Below are 17229 nucleotides of genomic sequence, written 5' to 3' on the forward strand. Positions count from 1 at the left end.
GGTTTTGCCTCTCCGTCTCCTCGGCGCCGGATCAGCCGTACACGATCCGGCGCAGCTGGCGTTCGCTCAGCTCGCCCGCCCGGACCGGCCGGGTGGCCAGTTCGGCGGCCAGCATCCGCCATATCTCCGCGTTGCGGTGCCCGCGCCTGCGCAGTTCGGCATGCCGCCTGCGCACGTACTGCTCGACGGTCTCGCCGAAGTAGGCGATCACGTCGGCCACCACCCGCGCTGCGGTCGCCGACGGCAGGCCGGTACTGGCCGCGACATGGTGAACGAGCTCGGCCGGGAGCTCTCCGACAGCACGCACGCCTTCCACAGTGACAGCCAGCGGCCAGTTGACGCCAATTTCTTGCCCGAAATCGGGCAAGAATCTCCGTCACAGGGGCGATGCGGGCCCCAGGCACAATGGCGCCGTGCGCGTAGTCGAGGTCGACGGTTCCGAACGGTCCATCCGATCGCTGACCCAGGCGTTGGCGGACGCGCTGGACGGCGGGACGCCGGTCTTGCCGGTCGACGCGACCGCCCCGACGGCGAAGGACGTCGTGACCGCGATGCGGCCGGACGACCCGGTGCCTTCCTCGACCGCCGTGCTCATCGCCACGTCCGGCTCGACCGGCCACCCCAAGGGCGTGCTGCTCTCCGCGGCGGCACTGACCGCGTCGGCCAACGCCACGCATGCCCGTCTCGGCGGCCCGGGACGCTGGCTGCTTGCCACGCCCGCGCAATACATCGGCGGCCTGCAGGTTCTGGTCCGTTCGGTGCTCAGCGGGCACGAGCCGGGCGTGCTGGACCTGTCCGCGGGATTCCGGCCGGAGGCATTCGCGGCCGCGGCCGAGCCGGTGCTCAGCGAACCCGGCCCGCACTACACGGCCCTGGTTCCGACCCAACTCGTCCGCTTGCTCGAGGCGGGCGGACCTGCGCTGGCAGCCGCCCGGGAGTTCGACGCCATCATCGTCGGTGGTGCCGCACTGCCCCGGGAAGTGCGCGAGCACGCACGCACATCCGGGGTACGAGCCATCAGCTCCTACGGAATGACGGAGACCTGCGGCGGGTGCGTCTACGACGGCCGTCCCCTGGACGGCGTTCAGGTGCGCATCGGCCCGACCGGCCGGATCGAGCTGTCCGGAGCCGTCCTGGCCTCGGGCTATCGCGAATCCGCCTGCGCGCCTCGGTGGCAGCTGCACGACGGTTGGTTCCGCACCGAAGACCTCGGGCGGATCACCGACGGCGTGCTGGAAGTGCTTGGCCGGGCCGACGACGTGATCAACAGCGGCGGGGTGAAGGTTTCCGCGCCCGCGGTCGAGCAGATCCTGCGCGGCCACCCCGCGGTCCGCGCGTGCGCGGTGGTCGGCATTCCGGACGCGGAATGGGGAGAAGTCGTGTCCGCTCTCGTCGTGCCCACCGACCCGGCGAATCCGCCCTCGGTGGCCGAGCTGCGTGCACATGTCCGCGCCGGCGAAGGGAAAGCCGCTGCGCCGAAAGTGGTGCGCTTCGCCACCGAACTCCCGTTGCGCGGCCCCGGGAAAGTCGACCGTCGCGCGGTGCGCGACGCCCTCGAATCGTGAGCGAATTCACGCTCGAGAACCACACTCAGCGCCCAGCGATCACCACATGATGATCACCCTGCGCATTCACATTTATTAACGCTGTCGAGTGAGTGTTTCACCAAGTGAAACGTTTACGAGTTGACACCTCACGGAACGCCCTTTTTGCTCAGCGCACGGTCACTAAACCGAGCGAGGGATTCATATGCGAGGGCGAAAACTGTTGACAGCGGCGGTGTCCGCCGTACTCATCACCGGTGCAACTGTCGGGGTGACGGCCGCTCCCGGCCTGGCCGCCGAACCAGGCACGTGGGCGCTGACACCGGACAACACCGAGCCGGACAACCGGACGATCATCGAGTCCGGCGGCTCCTGGACGCTGTCGGGCGATCTCGGCAGGCAGAGCGCCGACTGGACGACCGGCACCCTGACCTTCCCTGCCAAGCACATGCAGCACCCGGTGAACCGGGTTGCCGCACGCGTCGACGCCGCCATCCCGGACGGGACGGAAGTGGCCGTCGACGTGCGCGGCAAGCGGCCGGACGGCACCTGGTCGGAGTGGACCGAGGTCCTCCCCGACACCCCTGCCGTGCTGCCGAACCGGACCAAGACCGTCCAGGCCCGCCTCGTGCTCACCGCACCACCGGACGCCCGCAGCCCGCAGGTGGATCGGATCGAGCTCAGCGCGAGCTACGACGCCTCGGCCAAGCCGACCGCGGAGGTCGCCGGGCCGGCCGAGGGATACCGAGTGTTCGCCACCCGGGAAGGCCTGGTGGGCGGGACGACCGCGAACGGTCACGTGATCGTGGCCCGCGACCACTTCGTGGCGCTGCCGTCCCGCCGGGGGCTGGCCGACAAGAACAGCGGCAACTACACGGTGCAGGTGTGCACGGAGAACGGCGCCCGGTGCGAGTGGGCCCCGGTGTGGGACGTCGGCCCGTGGAACACCAAGGACGACTACTGGAACCCCAACCGGGAGATGTGGCAGGACCTGCCGCAGGGTAAGCCGGAGGCCCAGGCCGCGTACCTGGAGGGCTACAACGGCGGCAAGGACCAGTTCGGCCGCAAGGTGGCCAACCCGGCGGGCATCGACCTGGCCGACGGGACGTTCTGGGACGGCCTCGGGTTCACCGACAACGGCTGGGTGATCGTGACCTACGAGTGGACCGTCGGCGGCCCGTGGGGGACCGTAGCCACCTCGGGACCGGTGCTGAACGTGCGCGCGCAACCCAACACCAGCTCCGCCGTGGTGGGCCTGGCCGCCAAGTACGCCCAGGTGCGGATCGAGTGCGCGGTGAAGGGCCAGGTGGTCGAGGGCAACGACACGTGGTTCCGGATCAACCCCGGTAAGTACATCTCCGCGGCCTACGTGCGGGTGGGCCAGGCGCCACCCGCCTGCTGAGTGGCAGCCCGGTTGCCCCGGTGTCGTGACCGGCGCCGGGGCAACACCGCGCCGGCGGCCGGTCGATGCCCGCCAGATGGGTAGGAAAGAATGCCGGCATGGCCACCGTCGCGCAGTGGATCGAAGGCGCCCGTCCCCGCACCTTGCCCAACGCGATCGCTCCCGTGCTGGCGGGCACCGGGGCCGCGACCGCCATGGGCGAGTTCGACTGGGTGCGTGCCAGCCTGGCCATGGTGGTCAGCCTGGCCCTGATCATCGGAGTCAACTACGCCAACGACTACTCCGACGGGGTGCGTGGCACCGACGACCAGCGGGTCGGCCCGCTGCGGCTGGTCGGTTCCGGCGCGGCCCGGCCGCCGGAGGTACTGGCTGCCGCGGTCGGCGCGCTGGCCTTCGCCGCGGTCGCCGGGCTCGCCCTGGTGGTGCTGACCAGGCAGTGGTGGCTGCTGGCGGTCGGGGCGGCGTGCATTGCCGGCGCGTGGTTCTACACCGGCGGCAAGCGCCCGTACGGCTACGCGGGCTTCGGCGAGCTCGCGGTCTTCGTGTTCTTCGGGCCGGTCGCGGTGCTCGGCACCACCTACGTCCAGGCAGGAACGGTGAGCTGGGCCGCGGTGGTGTGCTCGGTCGCCGTCGGATCGTTCTCCGCGGCCGTGTTGCTGGCCAACAACCTGCGCGACATCCCCACGGACACCGAGGCGGGCAAGCGCACGCTGGCGGTCGCGCTGGGCGATCGCGGCACCCGGCGGCTCTACCTCACGCTGCTGGCGCTGCCGTTCCTGCTCACCCTGATCCTGGGGTGGTGGTTCCCGCCCGCGCTGTTCGCCGTGGTCGCCGCGATCGTGGCGGCCGGGCCGGCGCGCACCGTCTCCAGCGGTGCGACCGGCCGCGATCTGATCGCCGTGCTCCGCGACACCGGCCTGACCATGCTGCTGTGGTCCGTCGTGGTCGCCGCGGCCCTTGCGTTCGGCTGACCGGCTAAGCCTCGAACCGGCCGGTGGCCAGGAAGTTCTCCATGATTTCGGTGTACGGGTCGAGGTCCATGCCCTGCTCCGCCACCCAGTTGTCGTCGTAGTAGGTCTGCGCGTACCGCTCGCCGCCGTCGCAGAGCAATGTCACGACGCTGCCCTGCTCGCCGGCCTCCAGCATCCTGGCGATGAGCTGGAAGGCCCCGTAGAGGTTGGTGCCGGTCGAGCCGCCCGCCCAGTGACCGGTGCGCCTGCGCAACAGCCGGATCGCCGCGATCGACGCCGCGTCCGGCACCTGGATCATCTCGTCGATCACCGACGGCACGAACGACGGTTCGACGCGCGGGCGGCCGATCCCCTCGATGCGAGACGGCATCCCGGTGGTGTAGTCCGTCGCCCCGGTCTTCCACGCCCAGTAGAACGACGAGTTCTCCGGGTCGACCACCGCGATCTGCGTGGGGTGGCGGCGATACCGCACATAGCGGCCGAGCGTGGCGCTGGTGCCGCCGGTGCCCGCGCCGACCACGATCCACCGCGGTATCGGGTGCCGTTCGGCGCGCATCTGGGTGAAGATCGACTCGGCGATGTTGTTGTTGCCGCGCCAGTCCGTCGCCCGCTCGGCGTAGGTGAACTGGTCCAGGTAGTACCCGCCGCACTCGGCGGCCAGCCGCTCGGCCTCCGGGTACATCTCCGGCGGGCGGTCGACGAAGTGGCACCGGCCGCCGTAGAACTCGATCAGCTCGATCTTCTGTTTGCTCGTGCTGCGCGGCACCACGGTGACGAAGTCCAGGCCGAGCATCCTGGCGAAGTAGGCCTCGGACACGGCGGTGGAGCCGCTGGAGGCCTCCACCAACACCGTCGATGGCCCGATTTGCCCGTTGACCAGCCCATAGAGGAAAAGCGATCTCGCCAACCGATGTTTCAACGAACCGGTCGGATGGACCGACTCGTCCTTCAAGTAGAGATCGATGCCCCAGTCCTCGGGCAACGGAAACACAAGGAGATGAGTGTCCGCGCTACGGTTGGCGTCCGCGTCGATGGCCCGGATCGCCTCGGTGACCCATTCCCGGTCCACCGCCGTCACGACCGCCCCTCGTCCTGGCCACGGCGGTCGGCGGGGTCCGTGGGGCGGGCGCCGTCTGCGGCATCGCCTGCGGGGCCGTCGTCGGGCTCGACGTCGCCGCGCAACTGGGCACGCAGTTTTTCCCGTTCGGCGCGGCGTCGCTCGCCGCGTGCCGCCAGCCCGGCGGTGACCCGGGCGGCCAGCGACCGGAACAGCAGCAGACCGAGCGGGAAACCGACCACCATGGCGATGATCAACGCGACCAGCACCGGAACCCGGAACGCGACCAGCAGCACCGTGATGACCGCCACCAGGGCGAACCGGGCCAGCAGATACAGCGTCAGATCGACCGCGAACCGGTCCTTCGGTGCCTGGTCCACCAGGGATTTCGCTCCTTTAGCTCGCCGCGCCCTCCTGGTCAAGCCTAACCGGCGGCGTGTGGCCGTGACCGACCGCCACGCACCGGCGGGCATGGGCGTGCGGCAGGATGCCGCACCACGCATACCCGACACGACGACCACACCCGGGAACGCGGTGGATTCCGGACGAGGAGCAGGTTTTGCGGAGGAGACACCCCATTGCGCACCGCAAGGGAAGCGGTACGCTCTGCAGTCGTCTGCTCCGAATGCCGCGCCGGATTGCACCGATGGGATGCAGCCGCGCGCCCGATTCCTGCCCTTACCTCCCCTTTACTCTCACCCAACCGTTCGAGTACTTGATGCGTACGATGACACGATTGGGATGTAGACCGCCCGTCGGTGGTGATCGGGATGATCCGCCTGGTCATCGCACGGGGACCGCAGCAAAAGTCGTAAGGAGGCGAAACGGATGACTCAGTCGGTGCCTCAGTCGGGGGGACGATTGCTCACCCCGGGCGAAGTGGCAGCACTCTTCCGCGTTGATCCGAAGACCGTGACCCGCTGGGCCGCGGCCGGGCGGATCGGCTCCATCCGCACCCCTGGCGGACACCGCCGGTTCCGCGAATCGGAGGTCAACGAGCTGCTGGCCAAGCTGACCACCGAGGCGACGGAGAGCGTCAGCTGATCGTCGCCCCGGCGCCGGCACGTGTCGCGCCGACGGGCGACAGCAGGCGAGTGCGCGGTACCGGTCGGGAAGGTTAACCTCGAGGGAGAACCCCCGGCGCGGAAGGAGCGGCATGCACTACCTGCTCGTGGCGATCGGAGCACTGGCCGTCGCCGTGCTCCTCTGGCGTATGTACACCGCGGAACGGGTCGGCGTGCCGGCTGAGAAGCGCCGGCCTGCCCGTCCGTTGGCGCCGGACGACGATCCGGAGTTCTTGCGCAAGCTGGCCGAGCAGACCCGCAAGAACTTGCCAGAGGACAAGGACAAGTAGCGCCGAAGCGAAAGCCGCGGACCCAGGCGGTCCGCGGCTTTTGTCATGCCCGACGGCAGGCCGCGTCACCGCCTGAGTGGTGTGTGTGGGGCTGGTTGGCGAAGGGCACTGGCACGGGTGCGCTGCCTATGCGCGACAGCCGACCGACGATGCTGGGCGTGGTTCTGAGCCTGAGAGGAGTCCTGTCGGGCTGAAAACGACGGTCGTCGCCATGGCGGCCACCCGACCACGACACGACACAGCGCACCCACGCGCACCAACCACCAGCACCACAGCAAGGACCACAACCCCGCCCCCGAGCAAGACTGCCAGCCCAGCAAACGCCCTACTGGGTGGGGAAGGCGTCCGCCACCGCGGCGGCCAGCCGCAGCAACGCCAGCTGGGTCTCCTCCTGCAGCCGGTCCAGCTCGATCTCCGCGCCTTCCTCCAGGTGCGGGTCGAACGGGATCCGACACACCACCCTGGTGCGCGCCCCGAAATGCGCCTCCAGCTTGTCCAGGTCGACCGAGCTCGCCTTGGGTCGGACCGAGTTGATCACCGCCACCGAACGCTTCACCAGGTCCCCGTAACCGTGCGCGTCCAGCCAGTCCAGCGTCGCCGACGCACTGCGCGCCCCGTCCACCGACCCGGACGACACCACCACCAGGGCGTCGGCCAGCTCCAGCACGCCTTTCATCGCGCTGTGCATCAAGCCGGTGCCGCAGTCGGTGAGCACGATGTTGTAGAAGTGCTCGAGCAGGTCCACCGTGCGGCGGTAGTCGTGCTCCGAGAACGCCTCGGACACCGCCGGGTCCTGCTCGCTGGCCAGGATCTCCAACCTGCTCGAGCCCTGCGACGTGTACGCCCGGATGTCGCTGTACTTGGTGATCCGGTCGGCGTCCCGCAGCAGATGCCGCACGGTCGCCGTGGTCTCCATCGGGATCTTCTGCGACAGCGTCCCCCGGTCCGGGTTGGCGTCGACGGCGATCACCCGGTCACCGCGCAGGGACGCGAACGTCGCGCCCAAGGTCGCGGTGGTCGTGGTCTTCCCGACGCCGCCCTTGAGGCTCAACATGGCGATCTTGTAGCAGCCACGCAGCGGCTGGTTGATGCGCGTGATCAGTTCCCGCTTGAGCCGGTCCTTCGGGCTCTCGCCCGGGTTGATCAGGTGCCCGGACGCGACGTAGACGAACTTGCGCCACCCGGACTGCGGCTTCCGCTTCACCGGTTTGATCAGCTGCGCCGACGCCAGGTCGTCGCCATTGGCCCGGGCATGCCTGCCGCGCTTGGGCTGCTGCTGCGGCTGCGCCGGGGGCACCTGCATCGGCTGCTGCGGAGCGGCCATCGGGGCCTGCGGACGACCTGCCGCCTGCGGGTGACCGGCCGCCTGCGGGTGACCGGCCTGGTGGCCGGGGGCCTGGGGGCCGCCCGGCATCTGCTGGCCGGGAGCCGGTTGCCCGGCGGACGTCGGCGGGTAGGCCTGATGCTGCTGATCGACCGACGCTTGCTGGTATCCGGGCTGCTGCGCGGGCAGCGGACCCGACGGCGGCTGGGCCAGTCCGTAGTGGCCGTACCCCATCGGATGCGCAACGGTCTGCTCGAGGGCCGACTCGGCGTGGCTTCCCGGGTAGACCTCGTCGGCGGGAACGACGGGCGGAACCTCTTCCTGCCGAACCGTCTGCGGGGCGACGTGGTGCCCACGCGCACGAGGGTGGGCGTGCGAATCGGTGTCGGCGTCCGCGTCCGCGGCACCGTCCACGCTGTCCGGCGGGTTCTCGGCCGCCGCTTGTGCGCTTGTGGTGGGCTCGGGCTCCTGGGCGGCCTGGGTGGGCCGCTGCTCCTGAGCCCCGGCCTCGGCCGGACTCTCTGCGGCCGGGTGGCCCGTGCTCTGGTGTGGCTCACTCACTCGACGTCCTCCACTCACCCGACCAGTAGCTCACCGATCACGCGCAACGGTAGTCGCCACCACGTGCGGTCGCGACCCAGTGGTGACCCGCGACTTGCCTCGTCAGACGCCCGCGTACGAGTGCAGGCCGGCGGTGACGAGGTTGATGAAGAAGAAGTTGAACACGATACAGGCGAACCCTGCGGTGTTGATCCACGCCGCAGGCTTGCCGCGCCATCCGGCGGTCGCCCTGGCATGCAGGTACGCAGCGTAGATGACCCAGGCGACGAACGACACCGTCTCCTTGGGGTCCCAGTCCCAGAACCGGCCCCACGCCGACTCCGCCCAGATGGCGCCGGCGAAGACACCGAACGTGTAGATCGGGAAGGCCAGCACGCTGGTGCGGTAGGCGATCCGGTCCAGCACGTCCTTACCGGGCAGCCGCTCGGCCAGCCGCCGGAACCGCCGCGGGTTGCCCTCGTTGGCGGTCCGCATCAGATACAGCACGCTGGCCACCCCGGGCACCAGGAACATCCCGGAAGCCACGATCGCCGCCGCCACGTGAATGACCAGCCAATACGACTGGAGGGCGGGAACAAGCGGGCCGGCCTCGACGTACAGCGTGCCGCCGACGAACATCAAGAAGACGACCGGCAGCAGCACGAAGGCGGTCAGGTGCCTCAGCGGGTACTTGCGCACCAGAACCAGCCAGGTCACCACCGCCACCAGCGACAGCGCCATCAGGTACTCGTACATGTTGCCCCAGGGGGCACGCCCGGCGGCCAGGCCACGCAACACCAGCGCCGCCACGTGCAACAGCGCGCCGAGCACCATCAGTGCGATGCCCATGCGGCCGAACCGTTCCGGCCGGCCGGAAGCAGGCCTGCCGGCGGACGGGGCCGCGGGCACAGCGGCGTCGTGGGTGGCATCGGCGCCGTCGCCGTCCGCGACCGGCGCACCCGCCCCGACCAGCGCGCGCTGCTTGGCCAGGTCGCGCTGCGCCACCCGCTGCCTGGCCACTCGCCCGAACGCCTGCTCCACCAGCACGAACAGCATGGCCAGTACGTAAATGGCCGCCGCCGTCGTGTACGACAAGTCGCTGAATTGCGAATACGCGGTCATCGCGCCTGCTCCTTAGTTCGCAGCAGTTCGTCGGCGATGGCGCCGAACTCCTCGCCGTAGCCGGCTTGATCGGTCTTCGCCAAACCCCCGACCTGCACCACGGTACGTGTTCCGGACGTTTCGTCGCTCGCTGGGGTGACGCGAATCCACACCCGCCGCCGCTTGATCAGCAGCGACATCAGCAGGCCGATCATGGTGGCCACCGCGAAGCCGAGCACGCCCTCCTGTGCGGGGTCGTGCGACACCTGCAGGGACACCCAGCGCTTCACCCCGGTGAACTCGACCTTGGTGCCGTCGTCCAGAACCACGGATTCACCGGGCCGAAGGTTCTCCCGCGCCACGCGTTTGAGTCGCTTCTGCTCGATCATGTCCTGATCGATCGAGAAGATCGATTGCGCGCGGCCGCTCTCCAGCCCCAGGTCCCCGCGCAGGATGTCCACCGCCACCGCGGGATCGAGCAGCTGCGGGCCCGCCGACGTCAGCACCTTGCCCTGGAAGGCGGCCGTCGGGGCGAACAGGCCGGTGATGGCCAGCTGCTTGGTGCGCCGCTCGCGGGAGTCGGTGATGCCGGGCGGGTCGAACTTCGTGGCGCCGTCGGACAAGAACGTCGTCTGGTCCGCGGGACGCCACTGGGTGGCCTGCACCCGCTTGGTGCCGTCCGGGAAGGTCACCGTGAACTCCGGGGCGAAGCCGTGACCGAGCAGGTAGACCCGGTCGCCCTCGGTGCGCAGCGGGTTGTTGACCTCCAACTGGTGGGTCTTCCACCGGCCGGCTTCCAGATCCTCACCCGCGGAGTACTGCACCTGCGCACGGAAGGACGACGGCTGACCGTTCGGCAGGAACGTCGGGGTGAAGTCGGTGACGCGGATGCAGAACGACGTCAGCTCCGTGCCGTCCACCCGCAGGCCCGGCTCGAACGAGTCGTAGGCGTAGATGCCCGCATTGCAGAACTCCGACTCGGGGCCACCGCCGGCGTGCACGATGACCTGCCCCTCGTAGCCGTAGAGCTTGCCAAGTGCCACGCACACGATCAGGCCGAGCATCGAGAAGTGGAACAGCAGGTTGCCCGCTTCCCGCAGATAGCCGCGCTCCGCGCTGATGCTGGCCCCGCCGTCCTCGGTGCGCTCGACCATCCGCCACCCGCGCAGCCGTTGCTTCGCCCGCGCCAGCACCTCCTCCGGCGTGCCGTCGACGGTGGCCGTCCGGAAGTGCGGCAAGCGGGACAGGTTGCGTGGGGTGAGCACCGGCTCGGCCCGCAGCGCCCGGTAGTACTCCAGGAATCGGGGCAGCAGGCAGCCGACGATCGACACCATCAGCAGCAGGTAGATCGCCGAGAACCAGGCGCTGGAGTACACCTCGAAGAAGCCGAGGGCGTCCAGCAGCTCGCCCCACCAGCCGTGCTCGGCGATGTAGGCATCGACCTTCGGGGTGTTCAGCGAGTACTGCGGGAGCATCGCCCCGGGCAGCGCGGCCAGCGCGAGCAGGAACAGCAGGATCAGCGCGGTGCGCATCGAGGTGAGGCCGCGCCAGGTGTTGCGCGCGAAGGCCAGCGCCCTGCGGGCGGGGGTGTTGACGTATCCGGTGGTCACAGTGGCAGCTCCGTGTCGGAGATGAAGCCGTCCCGCAGCCAGGCGACGATGTCCGCCCACAGCCCGCTGACCAGCAGCAGTCCGACGACCAGCAACAGCACCCCGCCGGTGATCTGCACCGCGCGGACCCGGCGGCGCAGCCAGCCTGCCGCCCGGACGGCCCAGCCCGCGCCCAGCGCGATGAGCAGGAACGGCAGGCCGAGGCCGATGCAGTAGACGAACACCAGGAAGTACCCGCGCACCGCGCTCTCTCCGGTCGCCGAGGCGATGGCCAGCACCCCGGCCAGCGTCGGCCCCAGGCACGGGGTCCAGCCGAGGGCGAAGACGCCGCCGAGCACCGGGGCGCCCCACAGGCCCATACGCGGCACGACCTTCGGCCGGACGTCGCGTTGCAGCGCCGGGACGAAGCCCAGGAACACCAGGGCCATGACGATGGTGATCACCCCGCCGATGCGCTGCAGCAGCTCCTGGTTGGCCAGCAGGGCGTCGGCGAGCCACACCAGGCTGCCGATGCCGGCGGCGAAGACGACGGTGAACCCGAGAACGAACAGCGCCGCGGCACCGACCACCCGGAAGCGGCCTTGCTTGGGGCCCTCGCCGGTGGTCACCGCCGGGGCGTCCGCACCGACCAGCGCGGCGAGGTAGGCGAGGTAGCCGGGCACCAGCGGGACGACGCACGGCGAGGCGAACGACACCGCACCGGCGGCCAGCGCCAGGACTGCCGCCAGCAGCAGCGGTCCCGACATCGCCAGCTCGGTGAGTTCCATCGGGGACCTAGCCTAGGCCGGTGTCCGCCGTCACTCGGCGGTGAGTCGCTTGAGCACGGGTTTCAGATCAGCGGCCAGCACCGGCTCGAGGAACACGTTGGCCACCCGGTGGCGTTTGTCCAGCACCAGGGTCAACGGCACGACGTTGCGCGGCAGGCCCTTCATCTGCAGCATCACGCGGCCGGACGGGTCGTACAGCGACGGATAGGTGAGCTTGCGGTCCCGCATGAAGTCCTGCGCCGTCTCGCGCACCGGGTCCCGCACGTCGATGCCCAGCACCACCACGCCGCCGTCCGGGTCGTGCACCTGCTGCAGCTCGGGTGCCTCGGCCCGGCACGGCGGGCACCACTGACCCCACACGTTCAGCACCACGACCTTGCCGGCGAAGTCCTTGGTGGACAGCTGCTTGCCCGGGTTCATCAGGTCTTCGCCGGTGACGGTGAGCGACTGCCGCTCCGCACGCGGGTATTCGATGCGGGTCTGGCCGCCAGGGGCGACGAAGGTGAACTGGGAACCGCTCACCACCGCGTCGTCGCCGGTGCTGCAGCCGGCCAGCGCGGCGGAACAGCAGGTCAGCGCCGCGGCGAGCGCGGCGAGCAGGCGCCCGCCGCGCCGGGCACGGGCCCGGCCACGACGCGCGGACGCCGGTGTCATGCCCCGGTCACCCGCGGGTCGGTCCGGCCTGCCGGCTCGGCGTAGCGGATGGCCGTGATGGTGTGCCCGGTGAACTCGAAGCTGGTCAGCGAGGCCAGCGAACACTCCCGCTTGCGGGGGTCGTGCCACAGCCGCTTGCCCTCCACGAAGCGGCGCAGCGTCCAGATCGGCAGCTGGTGCGACACGCACACCGCTTCGTGCCCCTCCGCGGCCGCCCGCGCGGCGTAGGCGGCACCCAGCATGCGCCGGGCGATGTCCAGGTACGGCTCGCCCCACGACGGCCGGAACGGGTTCCACAGCTTGCGCCAATGGCGGGGATCCCGCAGTGCCCCGTCGCCGACCGACACCCGCATGCCCTCGAAGTAGTTGTCCGACTCGATCAGCTGCTCGTCGGTATCGACCTCCAGCCGGTGCGCCGCCGCGATCGGCGCCGCGGTCTCCTGTGCGCGCTGCAGCGGCGAGGCCACCACGTAGGTGATGTCGTGATTGGCCAGGTACTCGGCCACCGCGAGGGCCTGCTTGTTGCCGGTCTCCGACAGCTTGTACCCGGGCAGCCTGCCGTACAGCACGCCTTCCGGGTTGTGCACCTCGCCGTGCCGCACGAAATGCACCACTGTCCTGGTCGCTGTCATGAACCCCTCCGCTCGTGCACCGCGCCGGATCGGTTACCGCTACCTCAGCCTTGCGCCCGCCGGTGACGATCCCCGTGACCACCGGCTTTGGGCGAACTGTCCAAGTTCACCTTGCCCCATCGCCGGTCCGGCTCGCCGTGGTGGCGGTCCGATCCATGAGGCAGACCACGGCACCCTCCGGCGGTTCCCCGTCAGGGCTCGGCACGGGCGGCCGCTTCGGCGGCGGCGGGCAGTGCCGCCTCGATCCGCTCGAACGTCTCGTCGTCCATCGCCGCGTTGACGAACCACGCTTCGAACGCGCTTGGCGGCGCGTACACCCCGCGCTCGAGCAACGCGTGGAAGAACGGCGCGAACCGGTACGTCTCCGAGGCCTGCGCACTGGCGTAATCGTGCACGGGCTGGTCGGTGAAGAAGACCGACAGCAGGTTGCCCGCGTACTGCACGATGTGCCGCACCCCGGCCTTGGTCAGCGCCTCGGTCAGCAGGGCGCCGAGCCGCTGCGCGTTGGCGTCCAGCGCCTGGTAGACCTCGGCGTCCGCGGCGCGGAGGGTCGCCAGGCCCGCCGCCACGGCCACCGGATTGCCGGAGAGCGTGCCCGCCTGGTAGACCGGTCCGCTCGGGGCAAGGTGCTCCATCACGTCCGCCCGGCCGCCGAACGCGGCAGCGGGCAGCCCGCCGGACATCACCTTGCCGAACGTGTACAGGTCGCCGGGGATCCGCTCCAGCCCGTACCAGCCCGACGCGGACACCCGGAAGCCGGTCATCACTTCGTCCATGATCAACAGGGCGCCGTGCTGCGTGCACAGCTCGCGCAGCCCCGCGTTGAAGCCCTCCCGCGGCGGGACCGCGCCCATGTTGCCCGCGGCCGCCTCGGTGATCACGCACGCGATCTGCCCCTCGTTCTCGCTGAACGCCAGCTTGACCGCGTCGAGATCGTTGTACGGAAGCACGATGGTGTCCGCCGCGGACGCCCCGGTCACGCCGGGCGACGTCGGCAGCCCGAGCGTGGCCACCCCCGACCCGGCCTGGGCCAGCAGCGCGTCGACGTGGCCGTGGTAGCAGCCGGCGAACTTGATCACCTTGCTGCGGCCGGTGAAGCCGCGCGCCAGGCGCACCGCGCTCATGGTCGCCTCGGTGCCGCTGTTGACCAGCCGGATCCGTTCCACCGGCTCGACCCGGTCGACGATCTCCTCGGCCAGGTCCAGCTCGCCCCGTGTCGGTGTGCCGAACGACAAGCCGAACGCGGCGGCTTCCTGCACGGCCCGCACGACGTCCGGGTGCGCGTGGCCGAGGATCATCGGCCCCCAGGAGGAGACCAGGTCCACGTAGGTGTTGCCGTCCGCATCACGCAGGTACGCGCCGGAGCCGGACACCATGAAACGCGGGGTGCCGCCCACCGCTTTGAACGCCCGCACCGGCGAATTGACCCCGCCCGGGGTCAGCGTCGTCGCCCGGTCGAACAGTGCTCGAGACTCCTGGCAGCTCATCATCCTCCGGTCCACGCATCAGACGTCTTCGTCGAACGGCGGCCACGGTTCGGTGCGCTCGGACCGCCCCCTGCGCGAGCGGACCCGCACCGCGAGCAGCAGCTGCCGCCCGGCATCCAGGACCAGCAGGACACCCACCAGCCCGAGGCCGATCGCGCCGCTGATCGCGTCGCCGTGGTAGTGGGTCAGCTCCACCGAACCGTCCGGGGTGGGCACCACGGTGATCCCGGACTGCCACAGCCGGACGGCCAGCCACCCGGCCGTCGCGGCCAGGATCAGCTCGGCCAGCGCGACGAGTGCCCGCCACGGCTGGTGCAGGCGCCCAGGGCGAGTGGGCGCGGATGCCGGCGGCCCGCCTGTCGGATCGGGTGCCCGATCCCCGGCGGCGTCCGCGAACGCCTGGTCGGCGCCCCGGCCCCCTTCGCCCGATGTCCTGGTCATGCTCACGTGGTCAGCTTCTCATGCGTCCATGGCGGCTCGCAGGGCGGTGCGCAGCGCCTCGCCGTCCCGTGCCCAGGCCAGCGCCCTGGTGCCGTCGGTCAGCTGCAGCCGCACCGGTTCGTACTTGCGCGGCATGCTGTGCCCGCCGCCGAGGACCCGCAGGTCACGGACCTGCTCGTCGCGCGGGCCCGCCGGGAGGATCTTGGCGATGCGGTCGATGGCGAGCACTTCGGGGCCCTGGATCAGCTCGCTGCGGGTGACCCGCACGCGGCAGAACCGGCGCCTGGCGACCACCCAAAGCACGGTGATCAGCAGCAGGACCCCGCCGGCGAGCGCCCACAGGCTCCAGAACACCGGGCCGGTGACCGCTTCCACCGCGACGCCGGCCGCGGCCAGCCCGAACGGGAAGGCCAGCGCCAGCCAGCTGCCCCCCGGGTCGTCGTAGAGCACGTCCTGCGCGTCCGGCACGGCACGTTCCCCGCTCACCGATCACCTCGCCATCGCCGTTTCGGGGCCTGGATTTTCGGCAGGTAGGCGTTCGCCGCGGGCAGGAACAGCAACACGGCCGCCACACCGCCGAGCACCAGCCCGGCCCAGTGCGCGGGGTTGACGTACTCGGCGGGCATGAACCCGCAGAACGCAACGACCACCAGGGCCAACGCCACCAGCACGGTGCGCGCCGATCGGGTTCCCTCGCGCATCCGGTAGGCGAACGTCACCACCAGCATCGCCAGCATGACGCCGCCGCTGCCCAACAGCCACACCAAGCCGGACGCACCGGCCCGCACGTCGTCCGCGGTGATGTCGGTCCGCATGATCGGGTCGCCCGCCTCCACCGCGCGGTTGTAGGCGGCGACGTTCGCTTCGGCGATGTCGTCGACGTCGACGATCATCAGCACGAACGCCAACGCCGTCGCGGCCGCCGCGGCCAGCCACAGCGCGAGCGAGACGGTGATCTCGCGGGGCGGCGGCACCGTGCTGCGTGGGCCCGAATCCAGTGGCGGCAGGCCGGCCGCTTCCCGCTCCAGCGGATCCGTCGGATCCGAGTAGCCGGGTCCGCCGGACGGCTCCTCCTCGGGGAGCTCCGGATCATGCCAGTTCAGCCGGCCGCCGGGGCGTGCCTGCGCCGCCGGGCTCGGCCCGGCACGGCCGGGACCTACGCCGGTGTGTGGCCCGCCCTGACCCAGCTCGGGAGCGGCCAACGGGTCGTCCGAGGCCAGCGGCGCCGAAGCGGTCCGGTCCGGCCCGGGCTCGGCGGGCGCGCCCAGGGAGGACGGCGGCTCCGGAACGTTCCGATCCGGCTCGTCGCCCGGGCGCGGATCACCGGCGTCCCACTCGCGACGCGGGGAAGGAGAGCGATCGGTCATCGGGACAGCCAGGCCGCGGCCTCCGCCGCCCAGTATGTCAGCACCATGTCCGCGCCGGCGCGGACGATCGAGGTCAGCATCTCCAGCACCGCGCGCTCCCGCTCGACCCATCCGCGCTCCGCAGCGGCTTCGAGCATGGCGTATTCGCCGGACACCAGATACGCCGCCACCGGGACGGTGGACAACTCGGCGGCCAGGCTGACCACGTCGAGGTACGCAAGCGCGGGCTTGACCATCACCATGTCCGCGCCCTCGGCGATGTCCAGCTCGATCTCCCGGATCGCCTCACGCGCGTTGGCCGGGTCCTGCTGATAGGTCTTGCGGTCGCCGCGCAGCTGCGAATTCACCGCCTCGCGGAACGGGCCGTAGAACGCGCTGGCGTACTTCGCCGAGTACGCCAGGATGCCCACGTCGGTGAAACCGGCCTCGTCCAGCGCCGAGCGGATCGCGGCCACCTGGCCGTCCATCATGCCGCTCGGCCCGAGCACGTGGGCGCCCGCTTCCGCCTGCGCCACGGCCATCTCCGCGTAGCGCTGCAGCGTCGCGTCGTTGTCCACGTTGCCGTGCTCGTCCAGCACACCGCAGTGGCCGTGGTCGGTGTATTCGTCCAGGCACGTGTCGGCCATCAGCACGGTGTCGTCGCCCAGCTCGGCACGCAGGTCGCGCAACGCGACGTTCAGGATGCCGTCGGGGCTGCTGGCGGCCGACCCGATCGCGTCATGCGTGGCGGGCACACCGAAGAGCATCAGCCCGCCCACCCCGGCGGAGACCGCTTCCACCGCGGCCTTGCGCAGCGAATCCCTGGTGTGGTGCACGACGCCGGGCATGCTGGCGATCGGCCTCGGCTCGGTGATTCCCTCGGCCACGAACAGCGGCAGGATCAGCTGGCGCGGCCGCACCTCTGTCTCGCGGACCAGCCGCCGTATGGCGGCGGTGCCGCGCAGCCTACGGGGTCGATGCTCGGGAAACATTCATCAA

General features: G+C 70.6%; 19 protein-coding genes. 5 read left to right on the forward strand and 14 right to left on the reverse strand.

All coding sequences use genetic code 11. The features are described from left to right. Positions 1-31: 31 nt before the first annotated feature. Entirely contained in the window at positions 32-307 is a 276-nt protein-coding gene (locus YWY_RS0106310; RefSeq protein ID WP_028846911.1) for a hypothetical protein, read from the reverse strand. Between the two features lie 106 nt (positions 308-413). Between YWY_RS0106310 and menE the strand changes: the two genes are divergently transcribed. The 3 genes from menE to YWY_RS0106325 all read left to right on the forward strand — a co-directional run bounded on the left by menE (position 414) and on the right by YWY_RS0106325 (position 3917). Continuing rightward, entirely contained in the window at positions 414-1565 is a 1152-nt protein-coding gene (menE, locus tag YWY_RS0106315; protein ID WP_028846912.1) for an o-succinylbenzoate--CoA ligase, read from the forward strand. Positions 1566-1779: 214 nt separating this feature from the next. Continuing rightward, entirely contained in the window at positions 1780-2946 is a 1167-nt protein-coding gene (locus YWY_RS0106320; RefSeq protein WP_245566574.1) for an SH3 domain-containing protein, read from the forward strand. A gap of 98 nt (positions 2947-3044) precedes the next feature. After that, entirely contained in the window at positions 3045-3917 is an 873-nt protein-coding gene (locus tag YWY_RS0106325) for a 1,4-dihydroxy-2-naphthoate polyprenyltransferase (RefSeq protein WP_028846914.1), read from the forward strand. Positions 3918-3921: 4 nt separating this feature from the next. On the opposite strand, the gene cds1 is transcribed toward YWY_RS0106325, so the two are convergent. Together cds1 and YWY_RS0106335 are read right to left on the reverse strand one after the other, a co-directional pair. Then, positions 3922-4986, reverse strand: coding sequence for an L-cysteine desulfhydrase Cds1 (gene cds1, locus YWY_RS0106330; RefSeq protein WP_028846915.1), 1065 nt, complete (start codon positions 4984-4986; stop codon positions 3922-3924). Between the two features lie 5 nt (positions 4987-4991). Next, positions 4992-5354 (reverse strand): DUF4229 domain-containing protein, encoded by a 363-nt coding sequence (locus YWY_RS0106335; protein WP_028846916.1) that lies wholly within the window; start codon positions 5352-5354, stop codon positions 4992-4994. A gap of 448 nt (positions 5355-5802) precedes the next feature. On the opposite strand from YWY_RS0106335, the gene YWY_RS0106340 reads away from it, so the two are divergent. Both YWY_RS0106340 and YWY_RS0106345 read left to right on the forward strand, forming a co-directional pair. Beyond that, entirely contained in the window at positions 5803-6018 is a 216-nt protein-coding gene (locus YWY_RS0106340) for a BldC family transcriptional regulator (RefSeq protein WP_028846917.1), read from the forward strand. A gap of 112 nt (positions 6019-6130) precedes the next feature. Beyond that, positions 6131-6328, forward strand: coding sequence for a hypothetical protein (locus YWY_RS0106345; RefSeq protein ID WP_028846918.1), 198 nt, complete (start codon positions 6131-6133; stop codon positions 6326-6328). Positions 6329-6653: 325 nt separating this feature from the next. Here YWY_RS0106345 and YWY_RS20610 read toward each other — a convergent pair whose 3' ends face one another. From YWY_RS20610 to hemB, 11 genes are all read right to left on the reverse strand, one after another. Next, positions 6654-7886 carry a MinD/ParA family ATP-binding protein gene (locus YWY_RS20610; protein ID WP_084609090.1) on the reverse strand — a complete coding sequence of 411 codons (1233 nt, stop codon included), beginning with the start codon at positions 7884-7886 and terminating at the stop codon, positions 6654-6656. A 429-nt stretch (positions 7887-8315) separates the two neighbouring features. Next, positions 8316-9314 (reverse strand): c-type cytochrome biogenesis protein CcsB, encoded by a 999-nt coding sequence (ccsB, locus tag YWY_RS0106355; RefSeq protein ID WP_028846919.1) that lies wholly within the window; start codon positions 9312-9314, stop codon positions 8316-8318. Next, on the reverse strand, positions 9311-10903 hold the full coding sequence (resB, locus tag YWY_RS0106360) for a cytochrome c biogenesis protein ResB (protein ID WP_028846920.1): 1593 nt from the start codon (positions 10901-10903) through the stop codon (positions 9311-9313). The genes ccsB and resB overlap by 4 nt, the downstream gene beginning before the upstream one ends. Beyond that, positions 10900-11670, reverse strand: a complete 771-nt coding sequence (locus YWY_RS0106365; protein ID WP_028846921.1) for a cytochrome c biogenesis CcdA family protein — start codon at positions 11668-11670, stop codon at positions 10900-10902. Before YWY_RS0106365 ends, resB begins: the two co-directional genes overlap by 4 nt. 30 nt (positions 11671-11700) lie before the next feature. Next, a complete protein-coding gene (locus YWY_RS0106370) occupies positions 11701-12324 on the reverse strand; it encodes a TlpA family protein disulfide reductase (protein WP_084609052.1) in 624 nt (207 codons plus the stop codon). Further along, positions 12321-12956 carry a histidine phosphatase family protein gene (locus YWY_RS0106375; RefSeq protein ID WP_028846923.1) on the reverse strand — a complete coding sequence of 212 codons (636 nt, stop codon included), beginning with the start codon at positions 12954-12956 and terminating at the stop codon, positions 12321-12323. Before YWY_RS0106375 ends, YWY_RS0106370 begins: the two co-directional genes overlap by 4 nt. A 191-nt stretch (positions 12957-13147) precedes the next feature. Continuing rightward, entirely contained in the window at positions 13148-14443 is a 1296-nt protein-coding gene (hemL, locus tag YWY_RS0106380) for a glutamate-1-semialdehyde 2,1-aminomutase (protein ID WP_028846924.1), read from the reverse strand. Between the two features lie 18 nt (positions 14444-14461). Next, on the reverse strand, positions 14462-14884 hold the full coding sequence (locus YWY_RS0106385) for a hypothetical protein (protein ID WP_245566575.1): 423 nt from the start codon (positions 14882-14884) through the stop codon (positions 14462-14464). Positions 14885-14902: 18 nt separating this feature from the next. Next, on the reverse strand, positions 14903-15370 hold the full coding sequence (locus tag YWY_RS0106390; RefSeq protein WP_156899127.1) for a hypothetical protein: 468 nt from the start codon (positions 15368-15370) through the stop codon (positions 14903-14905). Next, positions 15367-16251, reverse strand: coding sequence for a hypothetical protein (locus YWY_RS23090; protein ID WP_051309914.1), 885 nt, complete (start codon positions 16249-16251; stop codon positions 15367-15369). The genes YWY_RS0106390 and YWY_RS23090 overlap by 4 nt, the downstream gene beginning before the upstream one ends. Continuing rightward, the gene (hemB, locus tag YWY_RS0106400) at positions 16248-17222 is read right to left on the reverse strand and encodes a porphobilinogen synthase (RefSeq protein ID WP_028846927.1); all 975 of its coding nucleotides are present in this window, start codon (positions 17220-17222) and stop codon (positions 16248-16250) included. The genes YWY_RS23090 and hemB overlap by 4 nt, the downstream gene beginning before the upstream one ends. Positions 17223-17229: the final 7 nt, after the last annotated feature.

It is taken from the genome of Thermocrispum agreste DSM 44070, assembly GCF_000427905.1.
Classification (GTDB): Bacteria; Actinomycetota; Actinomycetes; order Mycobacteriales; family Pseudonocardiaceae; genus Thermocrispum; species Thermocrispum agreste.

Bases quoted from the DNA above. Each gene is read 5' to 3' on its own strand.
- hemB (WP_028846927.1), bottom strand. From the start codon at position 17,222: ATGTTTCCCGAGCATCGACCCCGTAGGCTGCGCGGCACCGCCGCCATA.
- YWY_RS23090 (WP_051309914.1), bottom strand. From the start codon at position 16,251: ATGACCGATCGCTCTCCTTCCCCGCGTCGCGAGTGGGACGCCGGTGAT.
- YWY_RS0106325 (WP_028846914.1), top strand. From the start codon at position 3,045: ATGGCCACCGTCGCGCAGTGGATCGAAGGCGCCCGTCCCCGCACCTTG.
- YWY_RS0106365 (WP_028846921.1), bottom strand. From the start codon at position 11,670: ATGGAACTCACCGAGCTGGCGATGTCGGGACCGCTGCTGCTGGCGGCA.
- YWY_RS20610 (WP_084609090.1), bottom strand. From the start codon at position 7,886: ATGGGGTACGGCCACTACGGACTGGCCCAGCCGCCGTCGGGTCCGCTG.
- YWY_RS0106375 (WP_028846923.1), bottom strand. From the start codon at position 12,956: ATGACAGCGACCAGGACAGTGGTGCATTTCGTGCGGCACGGCGAGGTG.
- hemL (WP_028846924.1), bottom strand. From the start codon at position 14,443: ATGAGCTGCCAGGAGTCTCGAGCACTGTTCGACCGGGCGACGACGCTG.
- YWY_RS0106370 (WP_084609052.1), bottom strand. From the start codon at position 12,324: ATGACACCGGCGTCCGCGCGTCGTGGCCGGGCCCGTGCCCGGCGCGGC.
- YWY_RS0106385 (WP_245566575.1), bottom strand. From the start codon at position 14,884: ATGACCAGGACATCGGGCGAAGGGGGCCGGGGCGCCGACCAGGCGTTC.
- YWY_RS0106340 (WP_028846917.1), top strand. From the start codon at position 5,803: ATGACTCAGTCGGTGCCTCAGTCGGGGGGACGATTGCTCACCCCGGGC.
- YWY_RS0106345 (WP_028846918.1), top strand. From the start codon at position 6,131: ATGCACTACCTGCTCGTGGCGATCGGAGCACTGGCCGTCGCCGTGCTC.
- ccsB (WP_028846919.1), bottom strand. From the start codon at position 9,314: ATGACCGCGTATTCGCAATTCAGCGACTTGTCGTACACGACGGCGGCG.